This window comes from Streptomyces sp. AMJ-169 (assembly GCF_055597585.1).
On the sequence record NZ_JBVLTJ010000013.1, the window covers coordinates 138,098 to 161,936 of the forward strand.

Here is a 23,839-nt window from a genome sequence, read left to right on the forward strand (position 1 = left end):
GGCTTTCTTACGCGCCTTGGCCCGGGACGTGACTACTTCTTCGCGTCGGATTCACCGTCGGTCTTCTTCGGCTCCGCGTCGGCCTTGTCGGCGTCGGCGGCGGGCTCCGCGGCGGCGGTGGCCGCCGGCTCCTCGGTCTCGGCGGACTCGGCCTTCTTGCCGAGGTCGACAGGCTTCTCGTCGGAGGCGGCGGCAGCGTCGGAAGACTTGTCGGTCTCGGCGGAAGCGCCGGCGGCTTCGGTGGCCCCGGTGGCTCCAGCGGCTTCGGTGAGGGAGGAGACGTCGTCGGGGACGATGTCGGAGTCGGACTTCAGGTCGTGCTCGATGCCGTGGACGATGCGGTTGTACTCCTCGTCACTGAGGACGGTCGCGATCGCGTTCTTCGCGAACAGCAGCTCCACCCCCGGGCCCGCGTCCACGAGGACGGTGTCGTCGCCCACTTCCTTGACCGTGGCGTACATGCCCCCGATCGTGCGGATCCCGCTGCCGGGCTGCATCTCGTTCCGCATGTCCGCGGCCTGCTGCTGCTTCTTCTTGGCCGAGCGGGTCATCAGGAACATGGCCCCGATGAGCACGATGAACGGGAGGAGGGTCACGATACTCACGGGTCGGAACTTCCTTCACACGACCGCGCTGGGGAGCGGCCTGATGTATTGGGGGCGGGGGATGCTGCCGACAAGGGCGGCATCGGCGGAGTCTAAGCGAGTCCGCGTGCAGGGAACAACGTTCAGCATGGCACCTGGGTTCCTGACCCGGCCAATACCCTGGCCGGTGGCTGAGCCGTGTCTTGGCCGTGATGGGGCTGTGAGGTGACGGGGGTTGACGGGGGGCGGTTTCCAGCGGGTTTCTCGCCGGAGGCGGGGCGGGTTCCCGGCGGCGGCCGGGGTGAGCCGGCCCTAGCGGGTTGTCATGCCCCAAACAGGTCCTGCTGCCCGCTTCCGGCCGCCCGCTGCGGCGGGGTCAGCTCCAGGTGCGCCCAGGCGGCCGGCGTCGCGACCCGCCCCCTCGGCGTGCGCGCCAGCAGCCCCTCGCGGACCAGGAACGGCTCGGCGACCTCCTCCACCGTCTCCCGCTCCTCCCCCACCGCGACGGCCAGCGTCGACAGGCCGACCGGACCGCCGCCGAACAGTTTCAGCAGCGCTTCGAGGACCGCGCGGTCGAGCCGGTCGAGGCCGCGCGCGTCGACCTCGTACACCTTCAGGGCCGCGCCCGCGATCTCCTGGTTGATCACGCCGTCGGCCTTGACCTGGGCGTAGTCGCGGACGCGGCGCAGCAGGCGGTTGGCGATACGGGGGGTGCCGCGGGAGCGGCCGGCGATCTCGGCGGCGCCGGCCGGGTCGATCTCGACGGCCAGGAGGTCGGCCGAGCGGTGCACCACGCGCTGGAGTTCGGCCGGTTCGTAGAACTCCATGTGCGCGGTGAAGCCGAAGCGGTCGCGCAGCGGGGGCGGGAGCAGGCCCGCGCGCGTGGTCGCGCCGACGAGGGTGAACGGGGGCAGCTCCAGGGGGATCGCGGTGGCGCCGGGGCCTTTCCCTACGATCACGTCGACCCGGAAGTCCTCCATCGCCATGTACAGCATCTCCTCGGCGGGCCGGGACATGCGGTGGATCTCGTCGAGGAAGAGGACCTCGCCCTCCTGGAGGGAGGAGAGGATCGCGGCGAGGTCGCCGGCGTGCTGGATGGCGGGGCCGCTGGTGATGCGGATCGGGGCGCCCATCTCGGCGGCGATGATCATCGAGAGGGTGGTCTTGCCGAGGCCGGGGGCGCCGGAGAGGAGCACGTGATCGGCGGTGGCCCCGCGCGCGCGGGCCGCCCGCAGGACGAGGTCGAGCTGTTCCCTGACCTTCTCCTGGCCGATGAACTCGCCCAGGTCCTTGGGGCGCAGGGCGGCCTCGACGGCCTGGTCCTCACCGTCGGCGACAGATCCCACGAGCCGCTCGGCGGCGGCTTCGGCGTCGGTCGTGTCGTCCCAGTTCATGTGTGCCTCGGGGGTAGCGGTCCGGTGGTCGTACGGCAAGGGCTAGGGCCTGTCCGGCGGATCTTGCCGATGTCGCGGGCCCTGGCACGCGCATCTGCGGCGTTGTCGTCGGTTGCCGACGCTCCGCGTCGACGCCCTCCTCCGCCTTGCAGCTGCACGCACCAGACCCCGCTCACGTAAGCCGGCCGGCAGCCGTTCGCTGTCGGCCGGCCTGATCCGCCGGACAGGCCCTAGCGGGCTCTGTTCAGCGTCTGGAGCGCCGCCTTCAGCAGGGGGCCCACCTGGGGGGTGCCCTCGGCCGCCTCCGCCTGGGGGGTCACCGCCGTCACCGCCTCCTCGGCCTCGCGCGTCGCGTAGCCCAGGCCGATCAGGGCCGCGTGCAGCTGGTCGCGCCAGCCCTGGCTGACCGGGGTACCGAGCCCGGCGGCGCCGACCGGGGCGCCGAGGCGGTCCTTCAGCTCGATGAGGAGCTTCTGGGCGCCCTTCTTGCCGATGCCGGGGACCGCGATCAGGGCCTTCTCGTCGGCGTTCGCGACCGCCGCGCGCAGGGCGTCCGGGGAGTGCACCGCCAGCATCGCCTGGGCCAGCCGCGGCCCGACGCCGCTCGCGGTCTGGAGCAGCTCGAACACCTGGCGCTCGTCGTCGTCCGCGAAGCCGTACAGGGTCAGCGAGTCCTCGCGGACGACCAGGGAGGTCGCGAGCTTGGCCGGCTGGCCCATGCGCAGGCCCGCGAGGGTGTTCGGGGTGCACTGGACGGCCATGCCGACCCCGCCGACCTCGACCACGGCCGCGTCGGGAGCGAGGGCGGCGACCTTGCCGCTGACGAAGGCGATCATGTCGTACGGCCTTTCGAGGTGTGCAGGGCGACGGCCTGCTGGAGTCGGTTCTGCGCGGGGGCGCGCCAGATGTGGCAGATCGCGAGGGCGAGGGCGTCGGCGGCGTCGGCCGGCTTCGGCGGGGCGGCGAGCCGCAGCAGCCGCGTCACCATCGCGCCGACCTGTGCCTTGTCCGCGCGCCCGCTGCCGGTGACGGCGGCCTTGACCTCGCTGGGGGTGTGCAGGGCGACGGGGATGCCCCGGCGGGCGGCGCACAGCATGGCGACGGCGCTGGCCTGGGCGGTGCCCATGACGGTACGGACGTTGTGCTGGCTGAACACCCGCTCCACGGCGACGAATTGGGGCCGGTGCTCGTCGAGCCACCGCTCGATGCCCTCCTCGACGGCGAGGAGTCTGCGGCTCAACTCGGCGTCGGGGGACGTGCGGACGACTCCGACACCGACCATGGTGAGCGGCCGCCCGGCGACCCCCTCGACGACCCCGACCCCGCACCGGGTCAGTCCGGGATCCACCCCGAGTACGCGCACAGCCCCTCCCCCCTTTGCGGCTGAACCGCCGCCGCTCTCGCGGACCTGGCTGAGCACCGCCGTGGTTCCTCAATTGATGGTTGCGGCCCGTGGACGGTGATCTGTGAACGCCGCCAGGCTAGCCGCTGCCACTGACAATGGCGGCGGGCCGGTGGGACGTGTCCCACCGGCCCGCCGAAACGGCCCAGCCGCAGCCGGCGCTAGGCGTCGACCTTCGCCATGACCTCGTCGCTCACGTCGAAGTTCGCGAAGACGTTCTGCACGTCGTCGCTGTCCTCCAGCGCGTCGATCAGCTTGAAGATCTTGCGGGCGCCCTCTTCGTCGAGCTCGACCTGCATGGTCGGGACGAAGCTGGAGTCGGCGGAGTCGTAGTCGATGCCGGCGTCCTGGAGGGCGGTGCGCACGGCGACCATGTCGGTGGCCTCGCTCAGCACCTCGTAGGTCTCGCCGAGGTCGTTGACCTCTTCGGCGCCCGCGTCGAGGACGGCGTCCAGGACGTCGTCCTCGGACAGCTCACCCTTGGGGACGATGACGACGCCCTTGCGGTTGAAGAGGTACGACACGGAACCGGGGTCGGCCATGTTGCCGCCGTTGCGGGTCATCGCGACGCGTACGTCGGAGGCCGCGCGGTTGCGGTTGTCGGTGAGGCACTCGATGAGCACCGCGACACCGTTGGGCCCGTAACCCTCGTACATGATCGTCTCGTAGTCGGCGCCGCCCGCCTCGAGACCGCCGCCGCGCTTGACCGCGGAGTCGATGTTCTTGTTCGGGACCGACTGCTTCTTCGCCTTCTGGACGGCGTCGTAGAGCGTCGGGTTGCCCTCGATGTCGACGCCGCCCATCCGCGCGGCGACCTCGATGTTCTTGATCAGCTTCGCGAAGAGCTTGCCGCGCTTGGCGTCGATGACGGCCTTCTTGTGCTTCGTCGTGGCCCATTTAGAGTGGCCGGACATCTGCCTGTCTCCTTCGCGTTACCCAGCAATCTACGAACGCCAGAGATCCTACAAGGCCCGCGCCGGGCGGTTCGCGCGCACCATGTCGACAAAGAGGGCGTGCATCCGGTGGTCTCCGGTGAGTTCCGGATGGAACGACGTGGCGAGCGCGTTGCCCTGGCGGACGGCGACTATATGGCCGTCGTACTCGGCGATGACCTCCGCGCGGGCGCCCACGGACTCCACCCAGGGGGCGCGGATGAAGACGCCCTCCACAGGGGGTCCGGTGATCCCCTGGACATCGACGGCGGCCTCGAAGGACTCGTTCTGGCGGCCGAAGGCGTTGCGGCGGACGATCATGTCGATGCCGCCGACCGTCTCCTGCCCCGAGCGCGGGTCGAGGATCTTGTCGGCCAGGAGGATGAGTCCCGCGCAGGTGCCGTACACCGGCAGTCCCGCGCGTACGCGCGCGCGGAGGGGCTCCATCACGCCGAAGAGGACGGCGAGCTTGGAGATGGTGGTGGACTCGCCGCCGGGCAGCACCAGGCCGTCGATCTCCGCCAGCTCCTCCGCGCGGCGCACCGGTCGGGCCAGGGCGTCGGCCGCGGCCAGGGCGACGAGGTGTTCCCGTACGTCGCCCTGGAGCGCGAGCACCCCGATGACGGGAGTGGTCATGCCGGTTACCAGCCCCGGTTGGCGTAGCGCTCGGTCTCGGGGAGGGTGTCGCAGTTGATGCCGACCATGGCCTCGCCGAGGTTGCGGGACGCGTCCGCGATGATCTTCGGGTCGTCGTAGAAGGTGGTCGCCTTGACGATGGCCGCGGCGCGCTTGGCGGGGTCGCCGGACTTGAAGATGCCGGAGCCGACGAAGACGCCCTCGGCGCCGAGCTGGCGCATCAGCGCGGCGTCGGCCGGGGTCGCGACGCCGCCCGCGGAGAACAGCACCACCGGCAGCTTGCCCAGCTCGGCGACCTCCTTGACCAGCTCGTAAGGAGCGCGCAGGTCCTTCGCGGCGGCGTACAGCTCGTTGTTGTCGTAGCCGCGCAGCCGGGCGATCTCGTTCTTGATCTGCCGCAGGTGGCGGACGGCCTCGACGACGTTGCCGGTGCCGGCCTCGCCCTTGGAGCGGATCATCGCGGCGCCCTCGGCGATGCGGCGCAGGGCCTCGCCGAGGTTGGTCGCGCCGCAGACGAAGGGGGTCGTGAACGCCCACTTGTCGGAGTGGTTGACCTCGTCGGCCGGGGTCAGCACCTCGGACTCGTCGATGTAGTCGACGCCCAGGGACTGGAGCACCTGGGCCTCGACGAAGTGGCCGATCCTGGACTTGGCCATGACCGGGATGGAGACGGCCTCGATGATCCCCTCGATCATGTCCGGGTCGGACATCCGGGCGACGCCGCCGTCCTTGCGGATGTCCGCCGGGACCCGCTCCAGCGCCATCACGGCGACGGCTCCGGCGTCCTCCGCGATCTTCGCCTGCTCCGGCGTCACGACATCCATGATCACGCCGCCCTTGAGCTGCTCGGCCATGCCGCGCTTCACGCGCGCGGTGCCGGTCTCGGGCGCCTGGTTCTCACTGTGGGACACGGATCGACCTCACTGCCATGAAAAGGGGGTTCGAAAAGGGGGGTTCTACGACACCTCCGAGGAAACGCCCGGCGACCAGTCCACAACAAGGGCCAATGTCCGGGGCGTGGATCTTTTCGGGACACGCAGGGTCTGCTTCAGCGTTCGGCCAGTGCCGCCGGCGGCTCGTCGTCCATCTCGAAGGCCATCGGGAAGGGGGCGTGGCCCGCGAGGTGGAACCAGCGGACCTTGCGGTGCGCTCTGAGGCGGCGGGCGGCGCCGACGGTGTCGTTGTGGAAGCGGCGGGCCATCGGGACCCTGCGGACGGCCTCCGTGAGCTCGTGGGCGGCCTCCTCGCCGCCGGGGGCCTCCTTGACCGCGTCCACCTGCACGGGGTCCTCGAAGACCGCGCGCAGGGCCTGGCTCAGCTCGCTCTCGGCGACCTCGCGCTGCTCCTCCTCGGCCTGCCGGGCCCCGTGGGCGGCCTCGTACAGCACGATCGACGCGGCCGGGTCCAGCACGCCCGAGGTGGCCAGCTCCTGCGTGACCGACGCGCGGCGCAGCAGCTGGGCGTCCAGAGCCGCGCGAGCCGCGTCGATACGCGAGTGCAGCCGGTCGAGCCGCCCCGCCGTCCAGCTCAGATAGAGGCCGATCGCGACAAGGACGACGAGGGTCCAGATCAGGGTTGCGGTCACGGGAGGCAACAGTATCGGGGGGCGCCGGGGAGCTGGACCGAGGCATCGTCGTCGGGTGCGGGCCGTGGTCGCCCCCGGGGGCTGCGCCCCCAGACCCCCACCGGCCCTGAACGGGCCTTGTCCTCAATCTCCCCCAAGCTCTTCGAGCAGGGAGGTGCCCCCAGACGGGCTGAGAGATGCGCGGCCCGCCCAGAAGAGCCCGATCTCCGGCGGAAGGCCCCCGGCCCGCCGTCAGACAGGCGCCGCCCCCATCCAGAAAGCCCCGCCCCGCGCGGATACGCCGCCCACGTCCACAAAAGCCCGCTCTCCGGCGGAAGTCCCCAGCCCCGCCAGACAGCCGCCGGCCCCGCCCAGAACAGCCCCGCCCCTCCAGCCCAAGCCCCCCTCAGTCCCGCGCCAACCCCAACCGCGCCCGCAACCCCCCGCTCGCCTTCTCGTCCGTCGCCACGGCTGCCGCTCCCGCTGTCACCGTCTCGTACACCGACAGGATGTCCGCCCCCACCGTCGACCAGTCGAAGCGCCGCACATGGGCGCTCCCGCGCGCGCGCAGTTCCTCCCGGCGGACCGGGTCGGCCAGCAGGCGGATCGCGGTCTGCGCCAAGGCGTCCGCGTCCTCGTTCGTGAACAGTTCGCCCGCCGCGCCCTGGTCGAGGACCTGGGCGAACGCGTCCAGGTCCGAGGCCAGGACCGGTGCCCCCGCCGACATCGCCTCCACCAGGATGATCCCGAAGCTCTCGCCGCCCGTGTTGGGGGCGATGTACAGGTCGATGCTGCGCAGGAGGCGGGCCTTGTCCTCGTCGCTGACCATGCCGAGGAACTCCACGCGCGCGCGCAGGTCGGCGGGCAACCCCTCCACCGCCTCCTCCTCGTCGCCCCGGCCCGCGATCAGCAGCCGCGCCTCGGGCCGCTCCGCGAAGATCCTCGGCAGCGCCCTCATCAGCACCGGCAGCCCCTTGCGCGGCTCGTCGATGCGCCCGATGAACCCCAGGGTCTCGCCCTGCCACTCGGACCGCGGCTCCGCGCGGGCGAAGAAGTCGACGTCGACGCCATTGGGGATGACGACGGCGTCACCCCCCAGGTGCTCGACCAGCGTCCTGCGCGCGTACTCGCTCACCGCGATCCGCGCGCTGATCTTCTCCAGCGCGGCCTGGAGGATCGAGTACGCGGCGATCATCGCCCGGGAGCGCGGGTTGGAGGTGTGGAAGGTGGCGACCATAGGACCTTGCGCGGCCCAACAGGTCAGCAGGCCAAGCGAAGGGGACGTCGGTTCATGGATGTGGACGACGTCAAAGGCGCCGTCGTGCAGCCAGCGCCGCACCCGCGCGGCCGACAGGAAACCGAAGTTGAGGCGGGCCACCGAGCCGTTGTACGGGACCGGGACCGCGCGGCCGGCGGAGACGACATAGGGCGGCAGGGGGGTGTCGTCGTCGGCGGGGGCCAGGACGGACACCTCGTGGCCCAGCCGGATGAAGTACTCGGCGAGGTCGCGGATGTGGAACTGGACGCCCCCGGGGACGTCCCAGGAGTACGGGCAGACGATGCCGATCCTCACACGGGCCTCGCAGACAGGTCGGCGAGCCACAGTCGTTGCAGCATGTGCCAGTCCTCCGGATGCTCGGCGATACCGGTGGCGAAGGCGTCGGCCAGCGCCTGTGTCATGGCAGACGTCTTCTCGGCCCGCGTACCTGACCCGGGCACCTCGACCGGCGGGTGCACGCGCCCGCGCAGGACGGGTGAGTCGTCGTACCAGAGGGTGACCGGCAGCAGGAGCGCGCCGGTCTGCTGGGCCAGCAGGGCGGGGCCCGCCGGCATCCGCGCGGTCTCGCCGAAGAAGTCGACCTCGACGCCGGACGCGGACAGGTCGCGGTCCGCGACCAGGCAGACCAGCCCGCCGTCGCGCAGCCGCCGGGCGAGGGTGCCGAAGGCGCTGCCGCCGCTGTGCGGGAGGACCTCCATGCCGAGGCCCTGGCGGTAGGCGACGAAACGGTCGTACAGGGTCTCGGGCTTGAGGCGTTCGGCGACCGTCGTGAAGGGGGTGCCGAGTTCCGTCGTCACCCAGGCGCCCGCGAGGTCCCAGTTGGCCAGGTGCGGGAGGGCGAGGATGACGCCCTTGCCGGCGGCGAGGCCGTCGGTGAGGTGGTGCAGGTCCTTGGGGTCGAACCCGCCGCGCACCCGCTCGGCGCTCCAGGCGGGCAGCCGGAAGGACTCCATCCAGTAGCGCAGGTACGACCGCATCCCCGCGCGGGACAGCTCCGCGAGCCGCTCGGGGCTCGCGCCGGGCACCACGCGCGCGTAGTTGCTCTCCAGCCGCAGCACCCCCTTGCCGCGCCGCTTCCAGGCGAGATCGGCGATCGTCCGCCCGAGGCGCACGGCGACGGGTTCGGGGAGCTTCTTGACGGTGCTCCAGCCCGCGCCGTACAGGGCGTCCGTCAGCCGGTCCTGGAGGGTCACTTGGCCGCCTCTGACCCCTGCCGCGCGGCCTCCGCCTCCGCCTCGGCGGACTCCCGGCGCACGGTCACCACCCGCTGGATCAGCGTGACGAGACTGCCCGCGGCGACGATCCACAGGGCGACGGGGAGCAGGTACTGGATGCCCGGCACCCCGAACTTGTGCAGCCCGGCGAGCCCGGCCGCGACCAGCGAGATCACCAGCCGCTCGGCCCGCTCGACCAGGCCGTTCACGGCGACGGGCAGCCCGATCGACTCCCCGCGCGCCTTCGTGTACGACACCACCTGGCCGCTCGCCAGGCAGAAGATCGCCACCGCGCACAGCACGTTGTCATTGCCGTTGCCGGCGTACCAGAGGGCGAGCCCGCCGAAGATCGCGCTGTCGGCGACCCGGTCGAGCGTCGAGTCCAGGAACGCGCCCCAGCGGCTGGAGCGGCCCAGCTGGCGGGCCATGTTGCCGTCGACGAGGTCGGAGAACACGAACAGGGTGATCACGATCGTGCCCCAGAAGAACTCGCCCCTGGGGAAGAAGACCAGCGCGCCCGCGACGACACCGGCCGTGCCGAGCAGCGTGACCGTGTCCGGGCTGACCCCCCGCCTGATCAGAAACGCGGCGAACGGTGTGAGGACACGCGTAAAAAATGCACGCGCGTACTTGTTCAGCATGGCCTTCCCGACGGTCGGTGTGGCCGCGCGGCCCTTGCTGGCCACCGGCTGGCCCATCGTAGCCACGCGCGCGCGTGTGCGACCGTCGGGCACCCGCACCCCCCGTGTCACACCCCCTTGGGCGGCCGGTTCGCGTCCGCCGTATGGACGCCGTCTGACGGGAGTGGAAAGCTCGAAGGACCGCGGGCGCCATCGCAGCCGCCGTCCGACGCGGTACCGGCCTGCGCGCCCGCGCCTCAGTGACCTCACCGTGCTCGGGAGGCAGAGAAATGGGCGACAAGGCACACGCACACCCCGGAGCCGCCGGCAGGGCTACAGCGGCCGACCATCCCGCGTCCGTACGGAATGTGGTGCTGGTCGGCCACTGCGGATCGGGCAAGACGACGTTGGTGGAGGCCCTCGCGCTGACCGCGGGGGCCGTGAACCGCGCGGGCCGCGTGGAGGACGGCACCGCCGTCTCGGACTACGACGAGATGGAGCACCGCCAGCAGCGCTCCGTCCAGCTGTCCCTCGTCCCCGTCGAATGGGACGGCGTCAAGGTCAACCTCCTCGACACCCCGGGCTACGCCGACTTCGTCGGTGAGCTGCGGGCCGGGCTGCGCGCGGCGGACGCGGCCCTGTTCGTCGTCTCCGCCTCGGACGGCGTCGACGGCGCCACCCGCATGGTGTGGGACGAGTGCGCGGCCGTCCGGATGCCCCGCGCGATCGTCGTCACGCATCTGGAGGCCGCCCGCGCGGACTTCGAGGAGATGACGCGGATCTGCGCGGACGCGTTCGGGGGCGACGACCCCGACGCCGTGCTGCCGCTGTACCTGCCGCTGCACGGCCCGCCGAACCCCGACGGGCACGCGCCCGTGACCGGGCTCACCGGGCTGCTGACGCGGACCCTGTTCGACTACGCGTCCGGCGAGCGCAAGGAGTCCGAACCGGACAAGGAACAGCTCCCGGTCATCAAGGAGGCCCGCAACCGGCTGATCGAGGGGATCATCGCCGAGAGCGAGGACGAGTCCCTCATGGACCGCTACCTGGAGGGGGAACAGATCGATGTCCCCACACTGATCGCCGAACTCGAACGGGCCGTCGCGCGCGGCACGTTCTTCCCCGTCCTCGCCGCCGCCCCGGCCGCCGAGGGAGCCCGCCAGGGCATCGGGACGGTCGAACTCCTCGACCTGGTCGTCCGGGGCTTCCCGACGCCCCTGGAGCGCGAGGCACCCGGGGTGACCACGATCGACGGCCACGCGCGCGCGTTGAAGCTCTGCGACCCCGAAGGCCCCCTGGTCGCGGAGGTCGTGAAGACCTCCTCCGACCCCTACGTCGGCCGCGTCTCCCTGGTCCGCGTCTTCTCCGGCACCCTGCGCCCCGACGAGACCGTCCACGTCTCCGGACACGGCCTCGCCGACCGGGGCCATGAGGACCATGACGTCGACGAACGCGTCGGCGCCCTCTCCGCGCCCTTCGGCAAACACCAGCGCGCCCTCACCCACTGCATCGCCGGGGACCTCGCGTGCGTCGCGAAACTCGGGCGCGCGGAGACCGGGGACACCCTGTCCGCCAAGGACGACCCGCTGCTCATGGAGGCATGGCAGATGCCGGACCCGCTGCTGCCGCTGGCCATCCAGGCGCACAGCAAAGCCGACGAGGACAAGCTCTCCCAGGGCCTCGCCCGCCTCGTCGCCGAGGACCCCACCATGCGCCTGGAGCACAACGGGGCCACCCACCAGGTCGTCCTGTGGTGCCTCGGCGAGGCGCACGCCGACGTCGCCCTGGAGCGGCTGCGCAGCCGCTACGGCGTCCAGGTCGACGTCGTCGCGCACAAGGTGTCCCTGCGCGAGACGTTCGCCGAGCGCTCCGGGGGGCGCGGGCGGCACGTCAAGCAGTCCGGGGGGCACGGGCAGTACGCGATCTGCGAGATCGAGGTCGAGCCGCTGCCCGGCGGCTCCGGCATCGAGTTCGTCGACAAGGTCGTCGGCGGAGCCGTGCCCCGGCAGTTCATCCCGTCCGTCGAGAAAGGCGTCCGCGCACAGGCCGCGCGCGGGGTCGTCGCCGGCTACCCCCTGGTCGACGTCCGCGTCACCCTCCTCGACGGCAAGGCCCACTCCGTGGACTCCTCCGACGCCGCCTTCCAGACCGCCGGCGCCCTCGCCCTCAGGGAGGCCGCCGGGGGCAGCGCGATCCATCTGCTGGAGCCGGTCGCCGAGATCGGCGTCCTGGTCGGCGACGACTACGTGGGCGCCGTCATGAGCGACCTGTCCGGGCGCCGGGGCCGGGTCCTGGGCACCGAACAGACCGACGGCGGGCGCACGCTGATCCGCGCGGAGGTGCCGGAGATCGAGATCGGCCGGTACGCCGTCGACCTGCGCTCCCTGTCCCACGGCACCGCCCGCTTCGACCGCGCCTACGCCCGGCACGAACCCATGCCGGCGCACGTCGCGGAGAAGGTGCGCGAACAGGAGCAGGACGCCTAGCGGTTGCCCCCGGAGGGGACGGTTCCCCTTGCGGGGCCCGGGGGTTCAGGGGGTGCATCCGTGCGCCCCCTGTGCCCGTACCACCGGATCCGGCCGTCCCGTGTCCGGTTGTCAGTGGGGGCGGATACGCTGATGACCTGATCAACAGGTGTGCGCAGGGCGGAAGTCGGGAAGGCCGCAGAAGCGGAGAAGGCGGCAGCGGGTATGGCGGCGATCGGGGCGGTAAATGACCGTTGACAGTGTGTACGGCGACCTCTTCGGCCCACAGGTGCCTCTCATGGGCGACGGGGGCCAGACGGCGACCTTCGCGCTGGCGTCGGCCGCCTACCGGGACAACCCGGCCGAGGACATCAAGAAGGCCGACAACGAGTGGCACCAGTCGTCGGTCAGCACCGGCCGCAGCTGGGCCAAGATCTTCCGCCCCAACCTCGGCGAGGCCTTCTCCCAGGCCGTCATCGACCGCATGCTCGGCGTCGGCCGCAAACCCCTCATCCAGTCCTTCGGCGCCGAACCCCAGGTCGTCGTCGAACACTGCCTCGCCGCCAACAACATCCGCCGCGAGCGCGACCGCAAGCTCGCCGCCGTCATGGTCCTGTGCGGCCTCGTCTTCCTGCCCGGACTCCTCGTCTGGCTGATCGTCTTCCAACTCCGCGCGAGCATGGGCAAGTCGAGCAACAAACGCGCCTCGGGCCTGGCGACCGCCCTCCTGGTCGCCGTCGGCGTCGTCGCCGTGATCTTCCTGATCCGTATGCCCCTCACCGGACTGCTCGGCTGGTACGCGCGCGGCGCGGTCGTCGTCCCCGTCGCCGGCTGGTACATCGCCCGCCGCATCTGCGAGTCCACCGCCAAAGACCTGCGCGAACGCTGGGAGAGCCTGCTCTCCGGCGGCAGCGTCGGCGCGAAGATCCCCGAGGCCGTCCCCACCAGCCCCGACCAGGCCGCCGCCGAACAGCTGCGCCAGTCCCTCGCCCGCCTCGCCGCCGAACAGCAGTCCAACGGCGTCTTCTACGCCGGACCCAAAGGCATCCTCGGCATGGGCACCCGCTGGGGCTCCTGGCACCTCGCCGAGGAACTCGTCCCCCTCGACCCCGTCAAGGGCATCCACGAGTTCCGCAGCTGGACCGTCGCCCGCGCGATCAGCGACCAGCTCAACCTGCTCCAGCGCCAGCACCTCAAGACCGGCGGCTTCCCCAAGCCGTCCGTGCGGCACTGGGTCGTCACCCACGTCGGCGAGGGCGCCAAAGCCGTCTCCCGGCCCGAGGGCACCGACGTCGAGGCCTACCAGTTCAAGCCCAAGGCCATAGAGGACATCTGCAACACCCAGCAGTTCGGCGGCGGCAACCGGCACTACCTCGGCGTCCAGTGGATCACCTGGGACAGCCAGCTCATCCTCACCATGATGATCACCGTCACCGTGCTCCACGAGACGCTGCGCATAGAGGTCACCGGGCACGCGCTCGGACCCGTCAACGGCCTGTTCATGTCCAAGCCGGAGGCCCCCTCCAAGGAGGTCGCCAAGACCGTCCGCTTCTGGGAGACCCGCAAGATAAGCCTCCCGCTGGTCACCCCCGACGAGGTCGTCCGCCTCGCCGCCCGCGCGACGATCAGCTGGTACCCCCCGCTGCTCCAGTGGCTCGGCGGCTCCATCGGCCTCCCCGAGCCCTTCGGCCTGCGCCACGCGTGGGCGGACCAGCCGTGGAAACACCGCTTCATGGCCGACGACGCCCTGCGCGCGGCGGCCCCGGTCCTGCGCGTGGTGCACGCGGCGACGATCCGGGTGCTTCAGGAACATGACGTGAACGTGGACAAGTTCGTGGCACGCGCCGGGGCGCTGAGCGGCGGGGTGCAGGACGCGTCGCCGAAGAAGGCCGACACGTACGACGCGTGAAGCCGTCGCCTGGGGACACCCTCCCCAGGCGACGCCGGTAGATCAGGCCGGCCACGCCTCCGCCAGCATCTGCCGCGTGTCCGCCAACAGTTGCGGCAGCACCCGCGTATGCCCCACCACCGGCATGAAGTTCGTGTCCCCGCCCCACCTCGGGACGATGTGCTGGTGCAGGTGGGCCGCGATGCCCGCCCCCGCCACCGCCCCCTGGTTCATCCCCAGGTTGAAGCCGTGCGCCCCCGACGCCTTGCGCAGCGCGGTCATCGCCTGCTTGGTCAGCAGCGCCACCTCCGCCGTCTCCGCGTCGGTGAGGTCGGTGTAGTCGGCGACGTGCCGGTAGGGGACGGCCATGGCGTGGCCGCCCGTGTAGGGATAGAGGTTCAGCACGACGTACGCCAGCTCGCCCCGCTTGACGATCAGGCCGTCCACGTCGGATTTCGCCGGGATCGAGCAGAACGGGCAGCCGTCGTCGACCCCCGGGCCGGTCGGCTTGTTCTCCCCCTGGATGTAGGCCATCCGGTGAGGCGTCCACAGGCGCTGGAAAGCGTCCGGCACGCCCACTCCGATCTGCTGCTCCGGCTCACTCGTCATGGTGAGCAGCATATTGCGTCCCGCGTAGGGGCAGGGAAAGGCCCCCGGAGCGGACTCCGGGGGCCCGACAGCCGTACCGATCAGACCTGGACGCGCCGCTCGACCACGTCGATCAGCTTCGCCAGCGCCTGGTCACGCGGAATCCCGTTCTCCTGCGAACCGTCCCGGTAGCGGAAGGAGACCGTGCCCGCGCTCATGTCCTCGTCGCCCACGATCACCATGAACGGCGTCTTGGCCTTCTGAGCGTTCCTGATCTTCTTCTGCATCCGGTCCGACGAAGAGTCCACCTCGACCCGCAGCCCCTTCTTACGGGCCTCCGCCGCGAACTCCTGCAAGTACTCGACGTGCCCGTCCCCGATCGGAATCCCCACCGCCTGCACAGGAGCCAGCCACGCCGGGAACGCCCCCGCGTAGTGCTCAAGGAGGACCGCGAAGAACCGCTCGATCGACCCGAACAACGCCCGGTGGATCATCACCGGCCGCTGCTTCGAACCGTCCGCCGAGGTGTACTCCAGGTCGAACCGCTCCGGCAGGTTGAAGTCGAGCTGCACGGTCGACATCTGCCAGGTCCGCCCGATGGCGTCGCGCGCCTGGACGGAGATCTTCGGCCCGTAGAACGCGGCCCCACCCGGGTCCGGCACCAGCGGCAGCCCCTGCTTCTCGGCGACCTGCCGCAGCGTCTCGGTGGCCTCTTCCCAGACCTCGTCGCTCCCGACGAACTTGTTCTCGTCCTTCGTCGACAGCTCCAGGTAGAAGTCGTCGAGGCCATAGTCCCGCAGCAGGTTCAGGACGAACGTGAGCGTCTTGTCCAGCTCGTCCGCCATCTGCTCACGCGTGCAGTAGATGTGCGCGTCGTCCTGAGTGAACCCGCGCGCCCGGGTGAGCCCGTGCACGACACCGGACTTCTCGTACCGGTACACCGTCCCGAACTCGAAGAGCCGCAAAGGCAGTTCGCGATACGACCGCCCCCGCGCGTCGAAGATCAGGTTGTGCATGGGGCAGTTCATCGGCTTGAGGTAGTAGTCCACGCCCTCGTCGAGCTGCATGGGCGGGTACATGCCGTCGGCGTACCAGTCGAGGTGCCCGGACTGCTCGAAAAGCTTGCCCTTGGTCGCGTGGGGCGTGTAGACGAACTCGTACCCCTCCTCCTCGTGCCGCCGGCGCGAGTAGTCCTCCATGACCCGGCGGATGATGCCGCCCTTGGGGTGGAAGACGGCGAGGCCGGAGCCGATCTGCTCGGGGATGGAGAAGAGGTCGAGTTCGTTGCCGAGCTTGCGGTGGTCGCGCTTCTCGGCCTCGGCGAGGAAGTCGAGGTGGGCCTTCAGCTCGTCCTTGGACGGCCAGGCGGTGCCGTAGATGCGCTGGAGCATGGGGTTGCGCTCGCTGCCGCGCCAGTACGCGGCGGCGTTGCGCATCAGCTTGAACGCCGGGATCTGGCGCGTCGACGGCAGGTGCGGGCCGCGGCACAGGTCCTTCCAGCACAGCTCGCCGGTCTTGGCGTCCAGGTTGTCGTAGATCGTCAGCTCACCGGCGCCGACCTCGACGTCCGCGCCGTCGTCGGAGGAGGCCGAGCCCTTGAGGCCGATCAGCTCCAGCTTGTACGGCTCGTTCGCCAGCTCCTCGCGGGCGGCCTCGTCGGTCACCACGCGGCGGGCGAACTTCTGCCCCTTCTTCTGGATCTCCTGCATCTTCTTCTCGATGGCCTTGAGATCCTCGGGCGTGAACGGCTTCTCGACGTCGAAGTCGTAGTAGAAACCGTCCTTGACCGGCGGGCCGATGCCCAGCTTGGCCTCGGGGAAGAGTTCCTGCACGGCCTGGGCCATGACGTGGGCGGCGGAGTGGCGCAGGATGTTGAGACCGTCCTCGGAGGAGATCTCGACGCCCTCGACCGTCTCGCCGTCGCCGACGGCGTACGCCAGGTCCTTCAGCTCGCCGCCCACGCGCGCGGCGACGATCGAGCGCTCGCCGGCGAAGAGGTCGGCGGCCGTAGTCCCCGTCGTCACCACGCGCTCTTCCCGCTCGGAATCGCGTTGGATGGTCACACGGACGTCTGACACCGGTCTCTCCTGCCTGAAGGTGAAATGCGGCGCTGTACGAGGGCGCGCGCAGGACAGGATCGTACCGACCCCGCGCACCGCCGGTCGAAGTCAGTCCTCGTCGACGTCGAGATCCCCGTCCAGCTCCCCGCCGCAGGCCTCCTCGAAGAAGTCGAGATCCTCCTGGAGCGATTTGAGCAGCCGGTCGCGCTCCTCCTCGTCGACCTCGACGGGTACGACGCCGTAGGCGCCGGCCAGCCGCCGGAACCCGCCGCGGCTCTCCAGCCGGCCGCGCACCCGCACCGGCAGCCCGAGCAGGTGGGCCTGTCCGGCGATCCGGTAGTCCTCCTCCCCGAGCCGCACCCTGACCTGCGGTATCTCGGCCCCGGCCAGCACCCTCAGCCGCACGTTCCCGTCCCCGCGCGGCCCGGAGCGGCGCAGGCGGACGACGGTGCCGGTGACGGTGGCCTGGACGGCGGGCTCCTCGCGCAGATAGCGGGCGCCGGCCTCGCGCAGGGCGGGGAGGTCGCCGGGGGAGAACTCGACGGGCTCGCCGGTGGCGGAGCAGCCTTCGGGGACGCCGGCGCCGGGCGCCCAGTCGACGGCGACGCGGGCGCCTTCCGTACCGCGTATCAGGCAGGTCAGCGCCTCGGTCAGCTCGCGGCTCGCGCCGGCCTCTATGGCGCCGTCGAAGGCGTCCATGCCGCCGGTGGCGCGCTGGTAGTCGATGGCCTCGCGGACGGCGTGCAGGGCCTGGTGGAGGCGGACGGCGAGGGGGCGGGCGGGGTCGACGGGGACGAAGGCGGTGAGGGCCCGGCCGCCGGTGGCGGAGCCGACGAGGACCTCGCCGAGGAGGGCGGCGGCGGAGCGGCGGTGGCGGGCGCCGTGGTAGCCGGCGCGGGCGCGGGTGGCGAGGGCGGCGGCGAGGAGGGTGCGGCGGGCGGCGGTGCGCAGTTCGTCGTCGGTGTTCCAGGTGGCGGGTCCGTCGGGGACGTCGCGCTGCCAGCGGATCTCGTCGCTGGGCACGGCGAGGGCGAGGAGGACCTCGCGGGCGGCCGCCGCGCCGGAGCGGTCGAGGGCCTGGAGGGCTTCGCCGAGGAGGTCGTCGCTGTCGGGGAAGGTGCGGTTCTCGGGGACGAGGAGGCTGGTGGCGCCGGCGCCGGGGCCCGGCGGGGTCCAGCGGCCGTAGCGTCCGGGGGCGCCGCCGCGCCGCTGCCAGCCGTGCCGGCGCAGGAGGGCGGCGAGGACGGCCGGGTCGACGGCCGCGGGGTCGGGGGTGCGGTCCCAGCCCGGTTCGGGGTGGGACCGCACGGCCCGCAGGGGCTCCTCAAGGGGGCGGTGGCTCATGGTCGTCCTACCCTCCTCATCTGCTGTTCTATGGTCGGCCGCCGGTCCCGACGCGCGTCATGATGTCGCACAGGGCCCGGTCGTCGAAGATGCGCGCGGTGGGGACGCGTACGGTCGTGCGGGTGCGGCCGGTGACGGGGTGGCCCGCGAGGTTGACCCAGTAGCAGCAGTGCCGCAGGTCGAGGTGGTCGTGGCCGGCGCGCAGCCAGTCGTCCTGGGCGCGCGGGACGAGCATGACGACCAGGATCTTGTGCACCGAGACGGGGGTGCGGGCGAGTTTGCGCAGGTGGTCGTTCTCCAGGACGAAGGGGAAGGTGCGGCCCGGCGGGTGCGGGGGCAGCTGGTAGGTCGCCTTGAGCTGGACCTTGATGGTGACCTCGTCGTCGACGGTGTGCCCGGGGGCGCTGTGGCTGACGTGCCAGTCGATGCCGTTGTCCGGGAACGGCTGGGACAGTGAGCAGCCGGCCGCGGCGGCGACCGCGTGCAGATAGCCGACCTGCAAGGTCTCCATGCAGGCGGTGGTGGCGAGGGTGCCGCGCTGCGCGCCCGTACGTCCGGGCAGCAGCCCGCCCCGCTCGGGCTGCGCTATCGCCATGGCTGTGAACACCCTTCCCCGTGAGGTGTTTTGACGGAATGTCGCGGAAGGTCTCCAGTTCCGGCCCGCTGAACTGCAAAGACCCGCACTCCTGTTGTGTCCTTCCGGCGTACGGCGCAAACGGCCCGGGTATCACCAAACGGGCAGAAGACGGTATGTCAACTGCTGAGGGTGAACGAGGGGTTGTGGGGATATGACGACCTGGTACGAGGGCCCGCTGGCGGCCTTCGACACGGAGACGACAGGAGTGGACGTCGAGACCGACCGGATCGTGTCGGCCGCGCTCGTCGTCCAGGACGCCACGGGCACCCGGCCGCGGGTGAGCCGCTGGCTGGTGAACCCGGGTGTGCCGGTGCCCGAGGCGGCGACGGCGGTGCACGGGCTGACGGACGACCACCTCCAGCGCAACGGCCGCTGGCCGGCGCCCGTGATGCACGAAATAGCGGAACTGCTGGCCGAACAGGCGGCTGCCGGGCGGCCGTTGGTGGTGATGAACGCGCCGTTCGACCTGACGCTGCTCGACCGTGAGCTGCGCCGGCACCGGGCGTCGTCGCTGGAGCGGCGGCTGGAGCCGGCGCCGCTGCGGGTGCTGGACCCGAGGGTCCTGGACAAGCAGCTGGACCGCTACCGCAAGGGCCGCCGTACGCTGACGGACCTGTGCGCGCACTACGGGGTGACGCTGGCGGAGGCGCATGACGCGGCGGCGGACGCGCTGGCGGCGCTGGAGGTCGTCCGGGCGGTCGGGCGGCGTTTCTCGGCCCGGCTCGAGCGGCTCTCCCCGGTTGAGCTGCACTCGCTCCAGACGGGGTGGCACGCGGCGCAGGCGCGGGGGCTTCAGGCGTGGTTCGCGCGCAGCGGGCAGGAGGAGACGGTGGATCCGGCGTGGCCGGTGCGGCCGGCGCCGCTGTCGGAGGCGGCGTGAGGGTAACGCAAAGGCCGGTCAGACTAGGCTGACCGGCCTTTCCCGGTGGGCGATACTGGGTTCGAACCAGTGACCTCTTCGGTGTGAACGAAGCGCTCTCCCACTGAGCTAATCGCCCGGGAACGCGTCGAACAATACAGGCCCGCGCGGCGATCCTTCAAACCGTTCGCAGCCTCTCGCCGATCCCGCGCCGCCCGCCGCGCATCATCAGCCAGTGGTTGGCGCGGAACACCGCCCGCCCGGGAACGGCGAACCACCGCAGCGCGGCTTTGCGCACCCGCACACCCTGCTCGTACCGGGCGACGGTCCCGCCCGCCCCCGCGACGAGCGTCCACCGCGCCCACCCTTCGAGATCCCCGCTCATGGAGATCTCCAGCACGAAGGGTTCATGCCGCACCTCCCGCGCGGTGAACACCAGCTCGTACGGCAGAAAGGACCGCACGCGTACGACCCCGCTGTGCCCGTCGAGCGCCGTGACCTCCTTGATCTGCGGCCACCACAGCGGGTACTCCTCGGCCCGCTCCAGCACCCCGTACACGTCCCTGACGGGCGCGGCCAGCTCCCAGACGCTGCGGAAACGGTAGTAGGTCCAGTCCACGGTCCCAGTGTGCCCGTGATCTGAGGAGCGCGCCTGAGTACCCCGACTCATGCCGCCACGCACCACGCTCTGCTCCCATGCCCCACCTACCGCCACCGGCCGAGGAACTCCGCCTCCTGGACGCCGAGTTGTGGCAACTGGACACCCGCAGAGCCCAGTTGCCGACCCGCCGCGGGAGCCTGCTGACGGCGCTGTACACCCTGGCACCTCGGCCTCGACACAGAGGGCGCGAAGAGCGTGACGGGAGCGGCGGGCACGGAGGAGCCGACCGGCGCGATCAACCCGAAGGGCACGATCAGCACGCTCGGCGCGAAGGGCACGACCGGCGTGTCCAGCGTGAAGGGCACTCTCCGAGCAAAGGGCACGGCCAGCGCGACCGGCGGGAAGCGCCTGACGGGCACAACCAGCGTAATCGCCACGGAAATCACCGGCACCGCCGCAGCCACAGCAACCCGCCCCGACCGCCGCCCAGCGGCCTACGCGGCAACCACCCTCCTCCTAATGGCCACTTAGGTCCGCCACCGCACCCCAGAGCTGAACTCATGGCCGGCATACGGCCCCGCTCCCCCCCAGCTTGGCGGCAACTTGGACAGACCCAGGCTGGTCACGTCCGCTACTGCTGGGCATGGCAGCACTGGCGTTGACACTGCTCGGCGGCGCCGCACTCCTACTGACCGCACTGCACGAACTGGCCCCATACCTAGCCCAGTTGGCCGGTGCACTACCCCGCTGGACCCATCCCGCCCTCGCCGACGCCCTACTGCTGACGCTCGGCGCGACGTACGAACGCAGACTGAGAGATGTACGACGAGTACGGGAGACGCTGGGCCGATTCAACTAGCGAGCAGGAAGGGCTGACCCGACGGACCAGCCCAACCGACTTACCGGAGCGGCTGGACGGACCCCCAGCCAAGCCTCCCGGCCAGCCAGCGAAGACTCCCCCAACTCCCGAGCCCCGAGCCCGGAGTTCCGAGATCAGCCCCCCCAACTCCCCACCCCCTACGGCATCTTGTCCCCCAACAACGCCAAATTCTCAATCGCCGCCAGCCCATACAACGCCGTATCGTTCGTCGACACCCAAGCCGCCTCACTCCCCGCGACCAGCGCCGCAGGCCCACTCACCCCCTCCGTCCGCCAAGGCGCCGACTCCTTGTAGCCGTCGGAGTTGTAGAACTTGTCCCACGCCCGCTTGGCCAGCTTCTCGTCGCCGGTCTGGACGGCGGCGTAGGCGTCGAGGCGGGAGTGGCCCTGGAAGAGCAGGAGGGTGCCGAAGTTGGAGCCGTAGCGGGCCGCCTGTTCGGCTTTGGTGGCGTTGAAGTAGCGGCAGTAGTCGTAGTACGCCTCGTTGAACTTCGGCATGTCGACGAGATGGATCAGCTCGGCGCACAGCTCATTGAGGCCGAAGACCGCCGAGAGATGCGAGACACCGACGACCGGCTGGGCCGCGACCGCGAACTTGCCGGTGTCGAGGTCGTACAGGCCGCTGCCCTGCACGAAGCCGTTCGGCTGGGCGGCGATGGTCTCCATGGTGGACAGGACACGCGCCTTGGCCTTCTCCCACTTGGGCCCGCGCCGTTCCCACTCGGTGAGCCAGGCGGAGACGAGGCCGCTCCAGTCGGTGCCGAAGCCGATGGAGAGGGCGTGGCGGTCGGGGGTGTAGGGCTCGGTGCGGATCTTGCGGATGGGGTCGAGGACCAGGAACGTCTCGTCGGAGTCGACGTTGGCGTGCATGAGGTCGCCGACGCGTTCGTCCGCCGTGAGGAAGTAGTAGTAGCGGCGGTAGGTGGTGTTGGCGATGCGCTGCTGCTTGGCGCTGTCGGCGTAGTGCTGGACGCCGTGCCGGGTGCCGAGGCCGGCCCACTTGCCGAGGTGGTAGACGTCGACCTCGCCGGTGTGCCGGGTCATGTGCTCGGCGAAGCGGAAGATGTCGGAGCGGCCGGAGCGCAGGTACGCGTACCAGAGCCAGAGGTCGGGCGAGAGTTCGGAGTTGTCCCAGGCGTAGCCGCCGATGTCGTAGCGCCATTGGTGTCTGACGGTGTCGTAGGTGTGCATGATGTCGCCGTGGTCCCAGAAGCCGTACCAACGGCGTTGCTCCACCTGGTCCTTGTAGTAGGTGAAGAGGAAGTCGAGGTGGTCCTCGATCTTCGCCTTGGCCGGGGTCGAGCGGTCGGGCGCGGAGTAGAGGCCGGGGCCGAAGACCTTGGCCTTCATCAACTGCTGGGGCGGCGCGGCGAGTTGGGGCAACACCCGTACGGCGTCGACCTGTTGGGCCAACGCCTGCGGCGTCGGCGTCGACTCGTTCGCCCAGAACAGCAACTCCGAGGTACGGGCGATCCCGTACGGCGTCCCGAACTCCGGCTCGTAGTCCTCGTACGTGATGTTGAGACCTTCGAGCTGTTCGGGGTAGGTGTCCTGGCCCATGCCGTCGTGGTAGAAGCGCAGGTCCATGGGCTGGGCCTCGGGGGACCAGAGCCAGAGGGTGACTTCGGCGGCGTCGGTGTGGGCGGCGCGGATGTCGAGCTGGGAGGGGTGGCGTTCCCAGAAGTCCCGCAGCCCGAAGGAGAGTCCGCCGCTCACGCCGCCGACGTACCCGAACCCGGAGGCCCGCTTCCCGCCGCCGGCGCCGATCCAGCCGTACCCCTTCTTGGTGCGCTTGCGCAGGGTGAAGCCGTCGGCGGAGAGCTGGGAGAGGGTGTAGTCGCCCCATTCGGGGATGTACTGGAGGCGGGTCGTCACCCGCTGGTCCCAGGTGGCGGGGTCGGGCAGCTTCTGGCCCGCGTACTGGGCTTCCTGTACGGCGATGCCGGGGTCGCGGCGCAGGCCCGTGATGCCCTTGACCGCCTCTCGTAGCAGGCCGGTTCCCTCGCCGCCGATGCGGATGTGGCGGTCGTAGGACTGGTCGCGCATGGGTACGGTGAAGCGGACGCCGAGGCCGCGGATGAAGTCGCCGCTCGCCTTGCCGGGTTCCTGGGTGCCGTCGTAGGTGATGGTGTGGACCATGCGGAAGGAGTCGGCGCCCGCGTAGAAGTACAGCCGGATCGAGAACGGCAGCCAACTCCGGTTCCCCTTGCGGTGTTTGCCGTCGATGCGGACCACCGCCCGTACCGGGCCCTCCTGTTCGACGGTCACCGTCGAGATGACCCCGTCGAAGCGCTCGGTCTTGACGCCGCCCTGGTCCTCGTCCTCGATCTCGGGCTGCCGGATGAGGACGAGCCGCCCGTCCTTGGCGATCTCGGTGGAGCCGCGGACGACGGACTTGATGAGCGTGGACCCGGACTTGCCGATGCGCACCCGCACCACGCCGGTCGACACATCGATGGTCCCGCCGCTCTTGTCGACGCTCACGCGGGCACCCGGCGCGGCCGGTTCCCCGGCCGCCAGCGTCAGCTTGCCCTCGCCCGAACTCACCGCGTGGGCGGTCCACTTGAGGGAGCCGTCGGGCCAGTAGGCGAGCGGCCAGGACTGCACGGGCACGGCCTTGCCGCCGGCGTCGGTCGCCGCGAAGGCCTGCCCCTCCTGGAAGGCCCCCGTGGGCCAGGGCACACCGAGCGTGGCGCCGGGGGCGGCGCCGAGCCCGCCGTCCTCCAGCCAGTCGAGCACGACCGGATCACCGGGCCCGCCAGTGGAGTCGGGCGCGGCGGAGGCGTCCTCCGCCCCCAGCGCCCAGCTGAACTGCGCGGCCACTCCGGCGACCGCGGCGGCCTTGAGAAGCGATCTGCGAGGAAGGGGTGACATGGCCTTTCCTTTCCGTGCG

Annotated in this window: 20 protein-coding genes, 1 tRNA gene and 1 pseudogene; 4 read left to right on the forward strand and 18 right to left on the reverse strand. The window is 71.0% G+C overall.

Annotation, left to right across the window (positions count from 1 at the left end; translation table 11 throughout):
* Positions 1-32 precede the first annotated feature (32 nt).
* The 11 genes from yajC to pgsA all read right to left on the reverse strand — a co-directional run bounded on the left by yajC (position 33) and on the right by pgsA (position 9,703).
* Positions 33-605, reverse strand: coding sequence for a preprotein translocase subunit YajC (gene yajC, locus ACYUD3_RS29140; protein WP_470976068.1), 573 nt, complete (start codon positions 603-605; stop codon positions 33-35).
* A gap of 302 nt (positions 606-907) precedes the next feature.
* Positions 908-1,978 (reverse strand): Holliday junction branch migration DNA helicase RuvB, encoded by a 1,071-nt coding sequence (ruvB, locus tag ACYUD3_RS29145; protein ID WP_470976071.1) that lies wholly within the window; start codon positions 1,976-1,978, stop codon positions 908-910.
* A gap of 230 nt (positions 1,979-2,208) precedes the next feature.
* Entirely contained in the window at positions 2,209-2,814 is a 606-nt protein-coding gene (gene ruvA / locus ACYUD3_RS29150) for a Holliday junction branch migration protein RuvA (protein WP_470976074.1), read from the reverse strand.
* The gene (gene ruvC / locus ACYUD3_RS29155; RefSeq protein WP_470976077.1) at positions 2,811-3,341 is read right to left on the reverse strand and encodes a crossover junction endodeoxyribonuclease RuvC; all 531 of its coding nucleotides are present in this window, start codon (positions 3,339-3,341) and stop codon (positions 2,811-2,813) included. Before ruvC ends, ruvA begins: the two co-directional genes overlap by 4 nt.
* A 200-nt stretch (positions 3,342-3,541) precedes the next feature.
* The gene (locus ACYUD3_RS29160) at positions 3,542-4,294 is read right to left on the reverse strand and encodes a YebC/PmpR family DNA-binding transcriptional regulator (RefSeq protein ID WP_470976079.1); all 753 of its coding nucleotides are present in this window, start codon (positions 4,292-4,294) and stop codon (positions 3,542-3,544) included.
* Positions 4,295-4,342: 48 nt separating this feature from the next.
* Positions 4,343-4,948 carry a pyridoxal 5'-phosphate synthase glutaminase subunit PdxT gene (gene pdxT, locus ACYUD3_RS29165; RefSeq protein WP_470976082.1) on the reverse strand — a complete coding sequence of 202 codons (606 nt, stop codon included), beginning with the start codon at positions 4,946-4,948 and terminating at the stop codon, positions 4,343-4,345.
* A 5-nt stretch (positions 4,949-4,953) separates the two neighbouring features.
* Positions 4,954-5,859 (reverse strand): pyridoxal 5'-phosphate synthase lyase subunit PdxS, encoded by a 906-nt coding sequence (gene pdxS / locus ACYUD3_RS29170; protein ID WP_470976085.1) that lies wholly within the window; start codon positions 5,857-5,859, stop codon positions 4,954-4,956.
* A 137-nt stretch (positions 5,860-5,996) separates the two neighbouring features.
* Positions 5,997-6,533 (reverse strand): hypothetical protein, encoded by a 537-nt coding sequence (locus ACYUD3_RS29175; RefSeq protein ID WP_470976088.1) that lies wholly within the window; start codon positions 6,531-6,533, stop codon positions 5,997-5,999.
* A 385-nt stretch (positions 6,534-6,918) separates the two neighbouring features.
* Entirely contained in the window at positions 6,919-8,085 is a 1,167-nt protein-coding gene (locus ACYUD3_RS29180; protein ID WP_470976090.1) for a glycosyltransferase family 4 protein, read from the reverse strand.
* Positions 8,082-8,984, reverse strand: coding sequence for a phosphatidylinositol mannoside acyltransferase (locus ACYUD3_RS29185; protein WP_470976093.1), 903 nt, complete (start codon positions 8,982-8,984; stop codon positions 8,082-8,084). The genes ACYUD3_RS29180 and ACYUD3_RS29185 overlap by 4 nt, the downstream gene beginning before the upstream one ends.
* The gene (gene pgsA / locus ACYUD3_RS29190) at positions 8,981-9,703 is read right to left on the reverse strand and encodes a phosphatidylinositol phosphate synthase (protein ID WP_470976348.1); all 723 of its coding nucleotides are present in this window, start codon (positions 9,701-9,703) and stop codon (positions 8,981-8,983) included. The genes ACYUD3_RS29185 and pgsA overlap by 4 nt, the downstream gene beginning before the upstream one ends.
* 212 nt (positions 9,704-9,915) lie before the next feature.
* Here pgsA and ACYUD3_RS29195 point away from each other — a divergent pair, with 212 nt between their 5' ends.
* Together ACYUD3_RS29195 and ACYUD3_RS29200 are read left to right on the forward strand one after the other, a co-directional pair.
* On the forward strand, positions 9,916-12,111 hold the full coding sequence (locus ACYUD3_RS29195) for an elongation factor G-like protein EF-G2 (RefSeq protein WP_470976097.1): 2,196 nt from the start codon (positions 9,916-9,918) through the stop codon (positions 12,109-12,111).
* A 226-nt stretch (positions 12,112-12,337) separates the two neighbouring features.
* Complete coding sequence (locus ACYUD3_RS29200) at positions 12,338-13,999, forward strand: hypothetical protein (protein WP_470976100.1); 1,662 nt, start codon at positions 12,338-12,340, stop codon at positions 13,997-13,999.
* 42 nt (positions 14,000-14,041) lie between these two features.
* Here the strand turns inward: ACYUD3_RS29200 and ACYUD3_RS29205 are convergent, their stop codons facing one another.
* The 4 genes from ACYUD3_RS29205 to ACYUD3_RS29220 form a co-directional block, all read right to left on the reverse strand.
* Complete coding sequence (locus ACYUD3_RS29205) at positions 14,042-14,587, reverse strand: HIT family protein (protein ID WP_470976103.1); 546 nt, start codon at positions 14,585-14,587, stop codon at positions 14,042-14,044.
* A gap of 80 nt (positions 14,588-14,667) precedes the next feature.
* Positions 14,668-16,644, reverse strand: coding sequence for a threonine--tRNA ligase (thrS, locus tag ACYUD3_RS29210; protein ID WP_470976106.1), 1,977 nt, complete (start codon positions 16,642-16,644; stop codon positions 14,668-14,670).
* 90 nt (positions 16,645-16,734) lie between these two features.
* Complete coding sequence (locus ACYUD3_RS29215; RefSeq protein ID WP_470976109.1) at positions 16,735-17,970, reverse strand: hypothetical protein; 1,236 nt, start codon at positions 17,968-17,970, stop codon at positions 16,735-16,737.
* A gap of 28 nt (positions 17,971-17,998) precedes the next feature.
* Positions 17,999-18,565: a DUF4365 domain-containing protein gene (locus ACYUD3_RS29220; protein WP_470976112.1), complete on the reverse strand. Its 567-nt coding sequence runs from the start codon at positions 18,563-18,565 to the stop codon at positions 17,999-18,001.
* A 193-nt stretch (positions 18,566-18,758) separates the two neighbouring features.
* Between ACYUD3_RS29220 and ACYUD3_RS29225 the strand changes: the two genes are divergently transcribed.
* A complete protein-coding gene (locus tag ACYUD3_RS29225; protein WP_470976114.1) occupies positions 18,759-19,487 on the forward strand; it encodes an exonuclease domain-containing protein in 729 nt (242 codons plus the stop codon).
* Between the two features lie 46 nt (positions 19,488-19,533).
* On the opposite strand, the gene ACYUD3_RS29230 is transcribed toward ACYUD3_RS29225, so the two are convergent.
* A tRNA-Val gene (locus ACYUD3_RS29230) sits at positions 19,534-19,605 on the reverse strand.
* Positions 19,606-19,644: 39 nt separating this feature from the next.
* Positions 19,645-20,085, reverse strand: coding sequence for an SRPBCC family protein (locus ACYUD3_RS29235; protein WP_470976116.1), 441 nt, complete (start codon positions 20,083-20,085; stop codon positions 19,645-19,647).
* Between the two features lie 435 nt (positions 20,086-20,520).
* Here ACYUD3_RS29235 and ACYUD3_RS29240 point away from each other — a divergent pair.
* A pseudogene (locus tag ACYUD3_RS29240) lies at positions 20,521-20,926 on the forward strand (SCO7613 C-terminal domain-containing membrane protein); the annotation flags it as partial.
* A 158-nt stretch (positions 20,927-21,084) separates the two neighbouring features.
* Here the strand turns inward: ACYUD3_RS29240 and ACYUD3_RS29245 are convergent.
* Positions 21,085-23,820, reverse strand: coding sequence for an exo-rhamnogalacturonan lyase family protein (locus ACYUD3_RS29245; RefSeq protein ID WP_470976119.1), 2,736 nt, complete (start codon positions 23,818-23,820; stop codon positions 21,085-21,087).
* Positions 23,821-23,839: the final 19 nt, after the last annotated feature.